The sequence below is a fragment of the Streptomyces durhamensis genome (genome assembly GCF_000725475.1).
Lineage (GTDB): Bacteria > Actinomycetota > Actinomycetes > Streptomycetales > Streptomycetaceae > Streptomyces > Streptomyces filipinensis.
This window is the reverse complement of record NZ_JNXR01000010.1, coordinates 168,450-182,707: the sequence shown is the minus strand read 5'-3', so window position 1 is coordinate 182,707 and position 14,258 is coordinate 168,450. Positions and strand designations below refer to the sequence as shown.

General features: G+C 72.9%; 15 protein-coding genes and 1 pseudogene. 2 read left to right on the top strand and 14 right to left on the bottom strand.

Going from position 1 to position 14,258, the window contains the following annotated elements; translation table 11 throughout:
- Window position 1: 1 nt before the first annotated feature.
- The gene (locus IO33_RS52485; RefSeq protein ID WP_245235816.1) at window positions 2-214 is read left to right on the top strand and encodes a hypothetical protein; all 213 of its coding nucleotides are present in this window, start codon (window positions 2-4) and stop codon (window positions 212-214) included.
- On the opposite strand, the gene IO33_RS0116820 is transcribed toward IO33_RS52485, so the two are convergent.
- The 9 genes and pseudogenes from IO33_RS0116820 to IO33_RS0116780 all read right to left on the bottom strand — a co-directional run bounded on the left by IO33_RS0116820 (window position 195) and on the right by IO33_RS0116780 (window position 8,103).
- Window positions 195-1,133 carry an NAD-dependent epimerase/dehydratase family protein gene (locus tag IO33_RS0116820; protein ID WP_031165518.1) on the bottom strand — a complete coding sequence of 313 codons (939 nt, stop codon included), beginning with the start codon at window positions 1,131-1,133 and terminating at the stop codon, window positions 195-197. The genes IO33_RS52485 and IO33_RS0116820 overlap by 20 nt on opposite strands.
- A complete protein-coding gene (locus tag IO33_RS0116815) occupies window positions 1,130-2,269 on the bottom strand; it encodes a cytochrome P450 (protein WP_037685537.1) in 1,140 nt (379 codons plus the stop codon). Before IO33_RS0116815 ends, IO33_RS0116820 begins: the two co-directional genes overlap by 4 nt.
- Window positions 2,266-3,027, bottom strand: coding sequence for a glycosyltransferase family 2 protein (locus tag IO33_RS0116810; RefSeq protein WP_031165515.1), 762 nt, complete (start codon window positions 3,025-3,027; stop codon window positions 2,266-2,268). The genes IO33_RS0116815 and IO33_RS0116810 overlap by 4 nt, the downstream gene beginning before the upstream one ends.
- Window positions 3,024-4,505, bottom strand: a complete 1,482-nt coding sequence (locus tag IO33_RS0116805; protein ID WP_037685536.1) for a class I adenylate-forming enzyme family protein — start codon at window positions 4,503-4,505, stop codon at window positions 3,024-3,026. The genes IO33_RS0116810 and IO33_RS0116805 overlap by 4 nt, the downstream gene beginning before the upstream one ends.
- Window positions 4,505-5,245, bottom strand: coding sequence for a glycosyltransferase family A protein (locus IO33_RS0116800; protein ID WP_245235815.1), 741 nt, complete (start codon window positions 5,243-5,245; stop codon window positions 4,505-4,507). The genes IO33_RS0116805 and IO33_RS0116800 overlap by 1 nt, the downstream gene beginning before the upstream one ends.
- A complete protein-coding gene (locus IO33_RS0116795) occupies window positions 5,242-6,189 on the bottom strand; it encodes a 3-oxoacyl-ACP synthase III family protein (RefSeq protein ID WP_245235814.1) in 948 nt (315 codons plus the stop codon). The genes IO33_RS0116800 and IO33_RS0116795 overlap by 4 nt, the downstream gene beginning before the upstream one ends.
- Window positions 6,190-6,420: 231 nt before the next feature.
- Entirely contained in the window at window positions 6,421-6,675 is a 255-nt protein-coding gene (locus IO33_RS0116790; protein ID WP_051926810.1) for a hypothetical protein, read from the bottom strand.
- A 391-nt stretch (window positions 6,676-7,066) separates the two neighbouring features.
- Window positions 7,067-7,414, bottom strand: a pseudogene (locus tag IO33_RS53795) (SDR family oxidoreductase); the annotation flags it as partial.
- A gap of 278 nt (window positions 7,415-7,692) precedes the next feature.
- Window positions 7,693-8,103, bottom strand: a complete 411-nt coding sequence (locus tag IO33_RS0116780; RefSeq protein WP_031165505.1) for a hypothetical protein — start codon at window positions 8,101-8,103, stop codon at window positions 7,693-7,695.
- Window positions 8,104-8,229: 126 nt separating this feature from the next.
- Here IO33_RS0116780 and IO33_RS0116775 point away from each other — a divergent pair, with 126 nt between their 5' ends.
- Window positions 8,230-8,622, top strand: coding sequence for a hypothetical protein (locus IO33_RS0116775; RefSeq protein ID WP_031165503.1), 393 nt, complete (start codon window positions 8,230-8,232; stop codon window positions 8,620-8,622).
- Between the two features lie 42 nt (window positions 8,623-8,664).
- Here IO33_RS0116775 and IO33_RS0116770 read toward each other — a convergent pair whose 3' ends face one another.
- The 5 genes from IO33_RS0116770 to IO33_RS0116750 all read right to left on the bottom strand — a co-directional run bounded on the left by IO33_RS0116770 (window position 8,665) and on the right by IO33_RS0116750 (window position 14,225).
- Entirely contained in the window at window positions 8,665-9,441 is a 777-nt protein-coding gene (locus IO33_RS0116770; protein ID WP_245235811.1) for a hypothetical protein, read from the bottom strand.
- Between the two features lie 386 nt (window positions 9,442-9,827).
- A complete protein-coding gene (locus tag IO33_RS0116765) occupies window positions 9,828-10,256 on the bottom strand; it encodes a hypothetical protein (protein ID WP_031165499.1) in 429 nt (142 codons plus the stop codon).
- A 104-nt stretch (window positions 10,257-10,360) separates the two neighbouring features.
- Entirely contained in the window at window positions 10,361-10,789 is a 429-nt protein-coding gene (locus IO33_RS0116760; protein WP_031165497.1) for a VOC family protein, read from the bottom strand.
- A 112-nt stretch (window positions 10,790-10,901) separates the two neighbouring features.
- Window positions 10,902-13,016: a HelD family protein gene (locus tag IO33_RS0116755; RefSeq protein WP_031165495.1), complete on the bottom strand. Its 2,115-nt coding sequence runs from the start codon at window positions 13,014-13,016 to the stop codon at window positions 10,902-10,904.
- Window positions 13,017-13,184: 168 nt separating this feature from the next.
- Entirely contained in the window at window positions 13,185-14,225 is a 1,041-nt protein-coding gene (locus tag IO33_RS0116750; RefSeq protein WP_031165493.1) for a vWA domain-containing protein, read from the bottom strand.
- Window positions 14,226-14,258 lie beyond the last annotated feature (33 nt).

Sequence of the window (14,258 nt, the reverse complement as noted above, 5' to 3'; positions counted from 1 at the left end):
CATGTACGGCCCGCACGCCGAGGAGCACACGGCGGAACTCACCCGGCTCTTCGCCCGGGAACTCGGCCACCCGCCCGCCGCCCTTGCGGTCTACCAGGCCGTGTACGCCCTCATCACCTACGATCTGTTCGGCCTGGACGACGGCGACGGACACTTCCGGTGGTGCGCCGGACAGCTGAGCCGCAACGCCGTGTTCAACGCCCGGCTCCCCTGACCCGCTCCGGCACGGACAAGGCCGCCGCCGTGTGGTCGGCGAGGGTACGGCCACCCGTCCACCCCTGGGACTCCGCCTTGGACACGTCCAGGACAACGGAGTTGGCCAGCTGGTCGACGGCGTAACGGGTGAGGAAGGGTTCCGTGCCCGGACTCAGTCGGGCCAGCACCTGAGCGGTGTTCGCCGCGGCCCGGGCGGCCTTCGGGGGGATGTGGTGGATCCGCGCCCGTATGCCGTGGGCGCGGAGGACTGCCCCTACGGCCTGGTCCCGGTCGTACGGAACGGGGTCGGCGATGTTGTAGGCGCCCGGCGGCCAGCCGGCGGCGGCCAGGCACGCCTCGGTGAGGTTCTCCACGGCCGTCAGACTGAGACGGACGCTCGGACCGGGCAGCAGGAGCAGCCCACCGCGGACACGGGACACCAGCCGTGGCACCAGATGGGGATCGCCGGGGCCGTACACCGCCCGTGGGCGCAGCACCACGGCACCGGCGGCGAGCGCCAGCGCCTCACCGGCGGCCTTGGTGCGGCCGTACGCGTTCAACTGGCCGCGCACCGGGTGGTCCTCGGTGATCCGGCCCCGGCCGGGGCCGGGCGCGTAGACACTCGCGCTGCTCACCCAGACCACCGGTCGGCCGGCGGCCGCTCCCAGCAGGCGCGCGGTGCCGTCGACGTTGACGGCGGCCATCGCGGCCTCGGCGGGGGAGCCCGGCACCGGGTCGCCGACCGCCGCCGCGCAGTGCACCACGAGGTCCGCGTCGGCGAGATCCGGCACCTCGCGGGCGGCGTCCCACGGGAGGTGCCGGCCGACCGGGCCGGGTCGGCGCCCCACACACAGCACCTCGGCACCCCGTGCGGCGGCCGTCGCGGCGACATGGGAGCCGCAGAAGCCGCTCGCCCCGGTGACGGCGATCGTGGTCATCGGGCCTCCGCAGGGCGGGTCGTGGAGCGGACGGTGAGGGAACGCCAGCCGGGCAGGGCCGCGGTCCGGTCGACCCGGGCCCGCACGACGCCGGGGCGGTGGCGGGCGAGTGCGGCGAGGGCGTCGTCGAGCTGTGCGCGGGCCAGGCGCGCGCCGGGACAGGCGTGGGCTCCGGCGCCGAAGACGAGCTGGGCCACGTCGGGCGGCGCGGGGGTGCGGGCGTTCGGGGGGTCGGTGTGGGCCCGGGCCGCGTGCCGTGCCACCAGGATCAGGCGGTCCCCGGCCCGTACCGGGCACCCGTCGAGAACGGCGTCGGCCGCGGCCGCGCGCGGCAGCAGCGGCGACGGAGCGATCACCCGCAACAGCTCGCCCACCAGGGCCGGCCGCAGCCGGTCGTCGGCCGCCTGGTCCCACCACCCGGCGTCGGCACACCAGGCGGCGGCACGCGGGAGGGCGGCCACGGTGGTGTTGACGGCGGCCACCGCGAGCATGGCGTGCAAGGCCGCTGTCCCGGCCCCGCCGGGTGCGCTGTCCGGCGTGAGCAGGGCCTCCAGCCGCGCCGTCGCCGCGGCCGCCGCCCGGGCCGTGCCGGGCGGCCGGGGACCGGGCAGGTGGTCGCGTACGGCGGCGGCAGCCGCGCGGGCGGCCGCCTCGGCGACACCCTCCGGGTCCCCGCCCGTACCGAGCAGCGCACAGACGGTGGCCCCGGCCAGTTCGCGCGCCAGTGGCACGAGGTCCACGGTCCCGCCGGTGGCGAGCGGGGCGAGCCGCCGGGTCAGGACCTCCCGCCACAGCGGGCGCAGCCGTTCCACCCCGGCCGCGCCCAGGCCGTCGGCCAGCGCGCGGCGCGTGGCGCGGTGACCGGTGCCCTCCTGGTCGAACAGCGTCCCGCCGGCGGACAACTCCCGTGCGGCACCGCCGGTGGTGCCGGCCGCGGTGCGGTCCAGCGGAACCCGGGTGAGGGCATGCCGGCAGGCATCGCTGCCGTGCACCAGCACCGCTCCCGCGAGCCGGGTCACCGTCCGGCGGCGGGTGGCGGCGAGCAGGGCGAACAGCACCGGGTGGGAGCGGACGTAGACGCGCCGGTCGCGGCGGCGCGCCGCCCGGACACCGGACGGGAGGGACGGGACGGTCATCGGACGTGCACCTCTCTCGGGTCGGCGGGGCGGTAGCGCCGGTCCCAGCACCACAGCAGGGTCCGGCGCGCACCCCATGCCCGCAGGCGGCGCAGACTGGTGTGGACCACCATCCGCTCGGCCCGCACGATCCGCTCGCTGGACAGGCGCGCCCGGTTGAGGAGGACCACGTCCTCGGGCGGTCCCTCCAGCGGGGTGCGCGGCGCGCCCCCGCAGCGCAGGTACAGAGCGGCCGTGACGGCGAGGTTGTGGCCGTGGCACAGCACGTAGGGCGCGCGGTAGCGCGGGTGGCGGTGCTCCTCGCGGAACCGGCCGTACAGGGCGGTCGCGCGTATCACCGCCGGCAGCAGGTACCGCTCGGCGAGCGAGGGGTGCTCGTCCCGGCGTGGCACGCTCCGGCCGCAGGCCAGCTCCGCGCCCCGCCCGAACTCCGTACGCACCGCCGCGATCCAGTCCACGGCGGGCAGACAGTCGGCGTCGGTCCGGGCCAGCAGTGCGGCGCCCCGCCCGATGGCGTACCGGAATCCGGTGTCCGCGGCGGCCCCGGTGCCCGGCTCCTCCTCACGGACGAGGTGCACGGGAAAGGGCGCGGTGGCGGCGAAGCGGCGCACGACCTCGGCGGTCCCGTCCGTGGAGGCGTTGTCGACGACGACCAGGCAGAAGCCGGTGTCGGTCTGCGCGGCGAGCGCGGCGAGGGTGGCCCCGATCCCCGCCTCCTCGTCGTAGGCCGGGACGACCACCCACAGCGGTGCGCTCATGCCGGGGTCCTTTCCGCGAGGCGGGACGCGGCCAGGCGCGCGGTGGCGGCACGGTCCGGCTTGCGGGAGCGTCCGGACAGCGGGATGTCGGCCAGCAGTACCGCATCCGGCCGCGCGGAGCCCATGCGCTCCAGCGGACCGGTCAGCGCGGCCCGCAGCGCCTCGCGGTCGGCACCCCGGCCCGGCTGTACGACGGCGACCAGACGCTCGTCGCCGTCACCGGCCGGTACCCCGACCAGCAGGGCCAGTTCGACGCCGGGTACGTGGAGCGCGGGCTCGTACAGGCCGGGGTAGATGTTCTCCGCGTGCCTGAGGACCATGTCCTTCAGGCGGCCCCGCAGCACGATCCGGCCGCTGTCGTCGAGGTGGGCGCGGTCACCGGTGCCCACCCATGGGTCGGGTTCCTCGCCCAGGTAGCGGTCCCTGGCCGCCGGGCCGGACAGCAGCAGTTCCCCGGAGGCGTCCGTCCTGGCCGTCACCCCCGGCAGCGGGACACCCACCAGATCGCCCTCGCCCGTGAAAGCGGCCTTGTCGGCCTGTTCCACCGCGGCGGCGGGAAACAGTTCGGTCAGCGCGTACACGCCCCACGCCTGCTCCGCGCCCGCCTGCTTGACGCGGGTGAGCAGGTCGGCACTGGCCGGAGCCGACCCCGTCCACACCCGCCCGCCGAACCGGGCCCCGGCCGCGAGCAGCGTCCGCAGCTGCGGTGGCGTCAGATAGGTGGCCTGCGGGTCCAGTCGGCGCAGCTGCCGGGCCAGGACGCGCGGTGAGCGGGCGGGCAGTGCGACGGGCGCGCCGCTCGCCAGGGACGGCACGAGGACGAAGAACGTCCCGCCCAGGACCGGCCGGTCGGCCTCCGCCCGCACCAGGCCGGTCACCGTGGCCATGCCGGCGGCGAGTGAGGAACGGGTGTGCACCACCGCACGGGGCCGTGACGTGGTGCCCGAGGTGAAGACGATGACGGCGTCGTCGTCCTCGTCCACCGGACGCGGAACGGCCACCGACCCGGTGCCGGCGTCCAACGCGGGGGCGCAGCCGGGCAGTTGGGGTCCGACCGTGGCGACCGGACCCAGCGTCGCGAGGTCCGGCAACGCCAGCTGCGCCCGTCGGGCGAGCGGGCGGGCCCACCCGGCGGCCGCCTGGGCGGTGGCGTCGGCGAGGACGACGGCGGGCCGGGCGAGCGCCAGCCGGGCACGCAGCACGTCCGGTCCCGCTCCGGGGTCGAGCACCGCGGCCCGCGCGCCGAGCCGGTGTACGGCGAGCAGCACGGCCAGAGCCCGCGGCCCGGGCCGTACCGCGACGCCGACGGTGCTGCCGCGGGCGATGCCCCGAGCGTGCAGGGCGGCGGCGTAACGGTCGGTGAGGTCGGCCAGCTGTCCGCAGGTGGCCCTGACCCGTACGGCTCCGCTCCGGGTGGTGCCGAGGACGGCGGGCCGGTCGGGGCGCTTGCGCAGGGCATGGGCGAGTGTGTCGAGCATCAGCGTGGGTCCTCCGTGTGGCGGCCCGGGCCCCGGTCGAGGTACCAGCGGGCCGTGCCGGCCAGGCCGTAGGCGCGCAGCCGTCGCGTGGAGTTCTCCACGACCATGGCGCGGGCGTGGACGATGGCGGTGGTGCGGCGCCGCACCCGGTTGAGGAAGAGGCGGTCGGTGGGGGAGGGGCGGCGCGGCATGCCCCCGACGGCTTCGTAGAGGGCGGCCGTGACGGCCATGTTGTTGCCGGCGTGCATCCGGTACGGCGTGCGGTAGCCGTGGCGGCGCCAGTGGGCGGGGCGGATCCGGCCGAAGAACGCGGCGACGCGCACCAGGGTGCGGAAGGCGGCACGCCCCAGCGGCCCGTGCTCGTCGCGACGGGCGTCGATACGGCCGCACACCAGGCCCGCACCCTGCCCCAGGGCGGCGCGGGCGGCGGCCGTCCAGCCGGGGCGCGGCAGGCAGTCGGCGTCGGTGCGGGCCAGCATCGTCGCGCCGTTGCCGATGGCGTACCGGAAGCCGGTGTCCACCGCACAGCCGACGCCCTTCTCCGGCTCGTTGAGGACGTGGACCGGGAAGGGCGCCCAGCGGGCGAAGTCGTGGGCGATCGCCGCCGTGGCGTCGGTCGAGGCGTTGTCCACGACGACGAGCGTGAAGTCACGGTCCTGCTGGACGGCCAGTGCGTCCAGCGTGGCGCCGATCCGTGCGGCCTCCTGGTGCGCGGGCACCACCACCCACAGGGCACTCACGCCTTCTCCCACACCATCGTCATGATGCTGACGCCCCCGCCCAGGCTCACGAACAGCACCCGGTCGCCGGGAAGCAGCTGCTGGTGGACGAGGTCGAGCTGCACGCCCAGTGTGGCGCTGGCCATGTTGCCGAGCTCGGGAACCGTGACGACGAGCCGGTCCCGGGGTATGCCGGTGAGCTCCACGAACCGCTCCAGGTACGGCACCGTGACCTGGTGCACCAGGACGTACCGGAAGTCCGTCCAGGCCAGGCCGGTGCGCAGCCTCATCCGGTCCAGCACCGACGTGCCGATCTTCTCGAAGACCTCGCGCAGTTCGGCCCCGTCGCCGCGGAAGTAGGTGTGCTCGTCGCCGCGCGGGTGGCGCGAACCGCCGCCGAAGATCCCGCCGACCTGCCAGTGCTCGGAGTGCGTCTCGGTGTCGACGTCGAGGATGCCGCCCTGGTCCACGGCCTCCAGCACGACCGCGGCTCCCGCGTCACCGAAGGTGTAGCCGGCGAACCCGTCCCGGAGCTGGTCGGGGCCGGACGGGGCGTGCCGCACCGCCCGGCTCGGGGTTTCCCCGGTGACCACCAGGGCCCGGCGGGCCCGGCCGGCCAGGATCATCGCCCGCGCCGCGTCGATCCCGTTGACGAAGCTGTTGCACGCGTTCGTCACGTCCAGCGCGTGCGCCCGGGAGCCGAGCTCGGCCTGGACGACGTGGGCGGTCGCCGGTTCGACCATGTCCCGGGTGGCGGAGGCGAACACCAGCAGATCCACGTCGTACGGGGCCAGCCCGGCCCGGTCCAGCGCGGTACGCGCCGCCCGCACCGCGAGCGTCGAGGCGTACTCACCCTCCGCCACGGCCCGGCGCGAGACGATCCCGGTGACCCGTTCGAGCATCCGCGCCGGCCACCGCAGCCCGGATGCCGTGGAGATCTGCTCCTGCAAGTGCTGCGACGTCACCTGGAGCTCCGGCAGGCAGGACGCCACTGATGTGATGCCCGCCCGGAGCACTGGACCTTGAGCAGCGTGGTCTGTGTGCATGGGGTGGACGCTATGAGCGGGCACGGCGGGCCTGCCTGAGCACGCGTACTCAATCGGCATGGGTAGCCGGCCCCGACAGCGTCAGGAGCCCGGCGGGAACGCGCGGGAGGGCGCGCCCGCGGGCGCGCCCTTGATCGCCTGCGACGACCGCTAGCCGACCACGATCACGACCACGCCGTTGTCGAACCGGTTGTTGAATCGGTGATCGAATCGGTGATCGAAGTTGCCGAAACAGGCCCGGGGGTGGTTGAAGCAGAAGTCTCGGTGGTCGAAACGGAACCCGCCGTGGCCGAAACAGCGCCAGTCGTCATGGCCGAAGCACTGGTCGGTGGCCACCCGGGTATGGACGGCCGGGGCTGCCGCCGCGGCCGTGCCTGCTGCGCCGATCGCAGCGCCGCCGGCCATCAGAAGTCCGGCCGCGGACGCCGCGGCGACACGCCTCGCACCTTGTACTCGCATGATGGATGCACCCTCTTCTTCCCATCGTCTCGCGCGGCTCTCAGGGGCCCGAGAGAGATGGCCGCAGCTGGGGTGACGAGACGGCGGGCGTACCCCGGACTGCGGCCCTACCCTCCATACGTCGGTGGCGCCCTTTTGGATTGCGCCGTGGCGGGAACGGATGCGCCGGACCGAGGGCCCGCGGACGGGCTTGATCGCGTTGCCGGTGCCTCGAACTCGCGGACGCGGCGTGAGCGCGGTCTAGCGCGCCGGATCATGGCCCGGGGTCGGACGGCTTTCTGGAACGGGGGTCGGGCGGCCTCCGGATACGGCTGGCGATCGAGGACACGCCGACCTGTCAGCGGGTGGTGTAGCCGCCGTTGACGAAGAGCGTCTGACCGTTGGCCCACCAGCCCTCGGTGAGCAGGTGGCGTACCCACGGGACGATGTCCTCGATCTTGGTGAGGTCGCCGTTCATGGCCGACGACTTGTGGTAGGCGATGGAGTCGTCGTCCTCGGCCGGGTAGAAGAACGAGGTGTCCATCGGTCAGGGAGCGATGTTGTTCACCGAGATGTTCCGGCCGAACAGCTCCTTGGACAGGGCGCGGGTGAAGTGCTCGACCGGAGCCTTGCTGCCGGCGTAACAGGAGTACAGGCCGGTGTAGGCGGCCAGCAACGAGGTGACGATCGTGATGATCTTCCCGCCGGCGCCCAGGGTGGCGCTGATCAGTCCACCGAGGTTGCGGGACGCTCCGCCCACGAAGGCGACCTTGTCCCTGAGCGTCTTGTCCGGAGCGTCGACCACGAAGCCCTCCTTGATCCGGCGTCAGAAGGAGCGCGTACAGCGGACCGCCGACCGGGGAGCACCGGCGGCCCGGAGGCGCCCGTACCCACGCATCACCGTCCGGGCGTCCCGGCATCCCGGACGGTCCGATCGGCCCCGCCACCGGTGGCGCCCTGCGCGGACCGGCGCCCCCTGCGCCCTCACGGCAGATCGGCGCGCCCCAGCCACGCCGGCTTGACCGGCACCCCGTCCGCGTCCCGCGCGACCTGCTCCTCCGGCTCGTCCGGTGCGCCGACGGGCCCGCTCGAAACCTGCACAGGTTCCGGGGCGGGGGGCGCGTCGGAGTCCTCCAGCAGTTCCGCCACCGTGAACCGCGTGGCGAACGACTGCCATGCGCCGTCGACGACGAGGAGGAAACCGTCGGCTTCCCGCAGGAGCCTGCGGCGCCGCGGGCTTCTGGGGTGTTCGGGTGAGTGGCTCCGGGCCCGCCGCTCCAGCTCCGCGAGTGCCTCGGTCCGGGATCCGGAGATGTGCGCGACCACATGGGCCTCCATGTGCTTGCGCTCACTCGCACCCACGGTCGTCTCCACGACCAGTGCCCACGTCGTCATGTCCTGCGCCCCCTGCATGCTCGTATCGCCGTCCACAGTAGAAGGCGCGGCGGGCTGAGTATGTGGACCGTGCTGTTGAGTACGTGTGCTCTGTCGCGGGGGAAGGCCGGTCGCCACGCTGGAGGCATGCGTGAAGGACGAACCACATCCGTGGCCCACCTGTTGTCGTCGATCCTCGTCCTGGCGGCGGTGTCGATGGCAGCCTGGGCCGCCTGGCTGGGCTGGGACCGGCACCGTGACGTGCATGCCGACGGCTCGACGAGCGGCCCGTACCAGGCGTGGCAGGTGATCGGGCTGGTGCTGACCCTCCTGGTACCGGTGTGCTGGGCGGCGTACCGGCGCTACACCGTGGCCGCGGTGTCGGGCACGACGGCCGGTCTGACCCTTGCCGCCTACTACGACTGGTCGGACGACACCACAGGACTGTTCGCCGTCGGCGTGGGGCTGGTCATGATCGGCACGCTGGTCTCGACCCTCGCCGTTTCCGCCGTGATCGCCTCCGGAACACGACGGGGATGACGCTTGAAACCCTGATGACCTGGGGGAGGCCGGGAAGGAGCCCTACACACCCTTGCGGCGGAACCAGCCACGCCGGGGCGCGGGCCCGGCGGCCGGCCCCGGATACGGCGGGGGAGCGGGGGGGGGGTATGCCGCGGGGACGGGGTGCGCGGGCGGGGTCGGGCCGGCGGAGGGGGACGCAGGCGCGCCGGGCTGGGTGTGCGCCGGCGTCGGGCCGGGGAACGGCGGCAGCGCCTTGAACTGATCGTGGAGGGTGACCGTCGGCGTGATGCGGCGCAGGGCGGCGCGGACCAGCGTGAGCGGGTGGTCGGGGAACCGGGGGTCCCACTGTTCCAGGTCGGCCACGTGGTACGGCAGCCCGCCGAACTGCCCGCCCCCGGCGTACGGGTGGGGCTGGAAGTAGTGGGCCGGCTCGACCTGGGCCATCACCGTGGCCTCCCGCAGGCCGGTCGTCGCGCCCTCCGCGGCCTGCACCTTCACCACGGTGCTGCAGCGGTCCTTGGGCAGCGTCCAGCTCGCTATGAACGCCTGACCCGTCCTGCTCTGCAGCGGCGTCTTGATCAGCTGGTGCAGCGCCGGGACCCCGTCCACGGTTCCCACCCCGGCCTCGATGAGGCCGCCCCCATGGCTCGCCGCGCCCTGCGCGGACCCGAACCGGAGTCGGTCCAGGTCGTGCAGCGGAGCCGGCAGGTCGGGGACGAGGGGAAAGAAGTGGACCGACAGGACGAGCCCCGCCGCGTCGGTCCACAGGCCGGGCTCACGCTCGGTGAACCCCGTGAGGTCCAGGCCGGTGATCGGGGTCTGGGCGATCGAAGTCATGCTGATCATCATGCCGGTTCGGCGCGGTGGCACCGTGACCGGGATCGGATCCGCGGAGGCCCGGCGGTCACCAGGCACCTCTTCGCGCGCCCGTCCGTTCGGCGAGAGAGGGGTCCGCTCCTCGCCGACGGTCGTGCGCGAGCGCACTCGGCTCGGTTCCGGCCCCATGGGACGGAGCCGGTACGCCGGTGATACCGCTGCACATGTGTGAAAGTTGGCCCCCGCTGGTCCGCCGCCCCGGGCTTGGCGGACCAGCGCCTTGGAGGACGCCGTCGCGGGGTAAATGGAACCTACGCCTCCAGTGGCGGTGGCGGAAGACCCGCAGATGTGTGGTCCAGGTCATATTGACCCAGGCAGGTCGTAGTCCCGCGCGGCCCCGGCCCGGGTCAGCCGATGAGTGAGCGGAACTGCTCGATCGTGCGGCGCCGCGTGGTCAGGAAGGCGAGCCAGGAGCCGTCGGCGTAGTGCAGCCGGAAACGCGCCATCAGCTGGGTCCGCGGTCGGCGTTCGACCCGGATCACCCAGGTCCGCGGCACCTCCCACACCGGGGTGCCGTCCAGCGGCCGGACGAGTCCGACGCGCTGGTCGGTCACGCGCAGCAACAGCGCGCCGGAGGTACCCGGCATCTGCGCGGCGATGCTGCCGGCTGCGCCGGACTGGGCGCCGACGCTGTTGACCAGGTCGTTCGCGAGGGACCGGGTGATGTTCGGGCCGATGCCTTTGGCGCTCTTGGCGGGGACGACGGTGCCGTAGCCCAAGAGCCGCTCGCCGGCAGCCAGTTGAGTGAGGGCGGAACGCTCGTGCAGGGCGGACATACTCGTGATCATATGCCGTACAAGCGGAAGCTACGGCACCGGCTGCCGCGTCCCGGGCCGCTCGCGGCGGGTTCCGGCACACATCGACGTGTCAGGTCGTCGAGTCAGCCGCCCGTGCCGGCCGCGGCCGGCAGGTTCAGTTGCCAGGAGACACCGAACCGGTCGTTGACCCAGCCGAACCTGGCGCTGAACCCGTAGTCTCCCAGCTGCATGAGCGCGGCGCCGCCCTCGCCCAGGGCCGCGTAGAGGCGGTCGATCTCGGGCTCGCTCGCGCACTGCACGAAGAGCGAGACCGCAGGCGTGAAGGTGAAGTCGTGCTTCGCGGGGCTGTCGATGCACATGAACTGCTGGCCGGCGAGTGAGAACGTCGCGTGCTGCACGCTCCCTTCGGTGCCCGCGCCCTCGGCACCGTACCGGGTGACGCCGATGACCTCGGCGTCGTCGAAGAGCGAGACGTAGAAGGTCATCGCCTCCTCGGCGTTCCCCTCGAACATCAGGAACGGGGTGATCTTCTGCGATGTCGTGATCTCCATACCGCTTGCTCCTCCAGCGTCCCGGGCAGCCGACACACGGCCACGGTATCCGCACCCGAGACCGTCGGGCGGGAGCCGCTCGCCCGGATCACCCCGCCGCCGCTCGCCCGGATCACCCCGCCTTTCCCGCCGACCCGGCGATGCTGTTCGGCGGGACGGTGATGGTGCAGAGCCGCTTCGTGGCCCGCGTGAGGGCGACGTACAGATCGCGTTCGCCGCCGGGCCGGGCGGCGGTGATCCCGTCCGGGTCGACCACGACGGCGGCGTCGAACTCCAGGCCGCGCGCCTGTGAGGCCGGCACCAGCCGGGCATGCCGCTCGACCCCCGCAGCCGCGAGCCGCTCCGCCCTGTCATCGGCGCAGACCACCCCGACCAACTCGCCCGGGTACGCGGCGCCCTGCTCCCGCAGCTCCCGCACGAGGGCGGTGACGAGCGACTCCGGGGCCACTGCGAGGGTTCGAGGCACCTCGCCGCGCCGGATCGACCGGATCGGTGGCCGGCCCGGGGCGATCCGGGCGAGCAAGTCCTCCGTGGTGGCGAGGATCTCCTGCGTGGTCCGGTAACTGACGGTCAGGGTGCGCAGGTCGAAGCGCTTCCCGAGATGCGGGCCGAGCGCCTCGTTCCAGTCCCGGGCCACCGTCGCCGGGCCTGCCTGGGCGAAATCCCCGACGAGTGTCATCGACCTGCCCGGGCAACGGCGCACGACCATCCGCCACTGCATGACGGTCAGCTCCTGTGCCTCGTCGACGACGACGTGCCCGAAGACGTGCTCAGGCGGGCCGTCGACCAGGCTCGCCGCCTCGTCGAGAAGCGGCACCTCGGCGTCCGTCCAGGGCGCGCCGGGCGTTCGCCGCAGCAGGGCCCGCTGGTCGTCGGTGAACTGCCGCAGGTACACGGCCAGCGCGTCCGTATCCGTCAGCAGGGTGTCGACCACGTCGCCGGGCGTGAGCCGCGGCCACAGGTCGTCGACGGCCTGATCGAGCGAGGCGTCGTCCAGGAGGTCGGCGCGCACGGTGTCGGCGTCGAATTCGTCGGTTCCCGTGGCGGGGGCGTCGTCGAAGCCGAGGCGGCGCAGGTCCGCTGCGGCGGCCTTGTCCAGGTCGAGGCCGGTCAGTTGCGCGACCTGGGCGTCGATACGCTCAAGCGCCTCGCTGCCCGTGCGGACGAGTTCACGGATGAGGGCGTCGACCAGCAGCTCCTTGAACAGCCGACGCGCCCGGTTGTGCGCGAGACCACTGGTCTGTGCCGACTCCCGCGCCTGTGCGACCTCGCTCTCCTGCAGACGAATCCACTCCTGCCCGACCCGGACCTCGAAGTCGTCGTCCGGAGCCTGCCGTGAGCGGACCACAGCGGCCAGCGCGTCGGCCAGTGCGGCACTCCCCTTCAGCCGTGCCACCTCGAAGGGGTCCGCGGCTCCCGGCACGACGCCGGCCAGTTCCCCGCACGTCGCCAGGACGACGTCGTTCTCCCCGAGCGAGGGCAGGACCTGGCAGATGTAGTCGAGGAACCGCGCGTTCGGTCCCAGTACGAGCACGCCGCGCTCGGCCGCCTTCGGGAACGCGTACAGCACATATGCGGCACGGTGCAGCGCCACCACCGTCTTTCCGGTACCCGGACCACCCTGCACCACCGTCACCCCGCGGTGCGGCGACCGCACGATCGCGTCCTGCTCGGCCTGGAGCGTGGCGACCGCCGCGCCCATCCGCCCCGTGCGCCTTTCCTGGAGCGTCGCCATCAACGGGCCGTCACCGACCACGTCCTGTCCGGTGGGTGCGGAGCCGTCGAGCAGTTCATCGCTGACCCCCACCACCGTGCGGCCCGTCAGGCGCAGATGGCGGCGCCGCCGCAGCCCCATGGGGTGAACCGGCGTCGCCTCGTAGAAGGGCCGCGCGGCCTCGGCCCGCCAGTCCACCAGCAGGGGCAGCTCGTCCGCATCCCTGTGCAGGCCCAGCCGCCCGATCCGCAGGACGGTCCCGTCCGCCAGGTCGATCCGGCCGAAGACCAAGCCCTCCTCGGCCCCCCGCAGCCGACGAACCTCCCCTGCCAGCCGACCGGCCACCACCTCCCGCTCGTACGCCTCGCCCGCGCCGTCGGGCGGCGACGCGAGCACGCGCGCCAGCTGCTCCTGCGCCCCGGCCAGCCGCTCGTCGAACAGCTCGCCTATGACGGAGACCTGAACCCGCTCACGTTCCACCTCGCGCGCGGCAACCTCGTTGATCTGAGACAAGAAAGGGCCCTCTCGGCTCAACCCGCCAGTATTTCGAGGCGCCACTATGCAGAGGGATCCCGGGAAAGTAAATATTGACCAAACCGCAGGGAACGTGTCCTGGGCTCCGGCTGTCGATCGGGGTCCCGGACGCGACGGCTTCCGGGACCCGCCGGAGTTTCCGAGGTGTCAGACCATCAGCAGGATCCGCGTGTTCGGGACGAGCTTCCGGTTCACGCTGGTGCTCTGCACGAAGATCGTGAAGCCGTCGTTGTGGTCCGGCTTGACGCGGACTTCGACGTCCGGCAGGCCGAGCAGGGCTCGGGCCTCGGGCCCCGTGTACACCCGGTCCGTCTTCTTGTCCAGCACCGCGATCTGCTTCCGGGCCTGTATCTTCTCCGACTTGCTCAGCTGGTAGAACGCGCCACCGGTGCGATAGGTGTGCCCGGATTCGACGACCCAGTCCCGGATCGCCGCGTCACGGGTCACGGGGATCAGCTGGTACTGCGACGGGTCCACCGGGGTGAGGCCGGCCGCCTTGATGGTGTCCTTGTTGACCGCCTCGGCACCCATGGAGAACACCGCCCGCGATCCCCGGATGCCCTTGGTGCGGCCTACCATGAACTTCTCGGTGGCCTGCTGGATGACCTGCCCGGCCTCCTCCAGGCCCTGTGTGCTCGTCGCGTCCCAGATGGCGATGTTGTCCTTCGGGAAACCGCACTGCATGGCCTCGCGCTTGCCCATCTGGTCCGGCACGAGGACCGCCAGCGTCCAGTTGTCCTCCTGCGTCTCGAACATCTCGGTCACAGCGTCGACCAGTTCACGCGGATCCCTGGCAGGGGAATCCGGGCAGCGATGACTCGCGTTCTCCTGTCCGTCGGTGAGGACGAACGTCAGAAAGCTGTGGTCGCCGTACAGTTGAGCGGTCTGCGCCAGCTCCCGCTGGGACTTCAGCGCGGCCGCCAGCAGGGCCGTCATTCCACCGACCTGGTACAGCTGCTGCAGCGACGGCATCCGCAGCACGTCCTTGTCGTAGATGACGCACTCCACCTCGTCCGCGAAGACGTACACCGTGACGCGCGTTTCCTGGTCCAGCTCCCTCGATCGGCGGGCCAGATAGGAAATCTGCTGGTCGGCGACTTCGACGACCTTGCGGCTCAGATGCGACATGGACGAACTGGCATCCAGCACAAGGGCAACGTGGTTGATGTAGTTCTGGCTTTTGGACATGACGGCTCCCCCTCATCCCGACTCGATGCTCCT

Excerpts from the sequence above, each read along its gene's own strand:
- IO33_RS52485 (WP_245235816.1), top strand. The coding sequence starts at position 2 with ATGTACGGCCCGCACGCCGAGGAGCACACGGCGGAACTCACCCGGCTC.
- IO33_RS0116820 (WP_031165518.1), bottom strand. The coding sequence starts at position 1,133 with ATGACCACGATCGCCGTCACCGGGGCGAGCGGCTTCTGCGGCTCCCAT.
- IO33_RS0116815 (WP_037685537.1), bottom strand. The coding sequence starts at position 2,269 with ATGACCGTCCCGTCCCTCCCGTCCGGTGTCCGGGCGGCGCGCCGCCGC.
- IO33_RS0116810 (WP_031165515.1), bottom strand. The coding sequence starts at position 3,027 with ATGAGCGCACCGCTGTGGGTGGTCGTCCCGGCCTACGACGAGGAGGCG.
- IO33_RS0116805 (WP_037685536.1), bottom strand. The coding sequence starts at position 4,505 with ATGCTCGACACACTCGCCCATGCCCTGCGCAAGCGCCCCGACCGGCCC.
- IO33_RS0116790 (WP_051926810.1), bottom strand. The coding sequence starts at position 6,675 with ATGGCCGGCGGCGCTGCGATCGGCGCAGCAGGCACGGCCGCGGCGGCA.
- IO33_RS0116780 (WP_031165505.1), bottom strand. The coding sequence starts at position 8,103 with ATGACGACGTGGGCACTGGTCGTGGAGACGACCGTGGGTGCGAGTGAG.
- IO33_RS0116775 (WP_031165503.1), top strand. The coding sequence starts at position 8,230 with ATGCGTGAAGGACGAACCACATCCGTGGCCCACCTGTTGTCGTCGATC.
- IO33_RS0116770 (WP_245235811.1), bottom strand. The coding sequence starts at position 9,441 with ATGACTTCGATCGCCCAGACCCCGATCACCGGCCTGGACCTCACGGGG.
- IO33_RS0116765 (WP_031165499.1), bottom strand. The coding sequence starts at position 10,256 with ATGTCCGCCCTGCACGAGCGTTCCGCCCTCACTCAACTGGCTGCCGGC.
- IO33_RS0116760 (WP_031165497.1), bottom strand. The coding sequence starts at position 10,789 with ATGGAGATCACGACATCGCAGAAGATCACCCCGTTCCTGATGTTCGAG.
- IO33_RS0116750 (WP_031165493.1), bottom strand. The coding sequence starts at position 14,225 with ATGTCCAAAAGCCAGAACTACATCAACCACGTTGCCCTTGTGCTGGAT.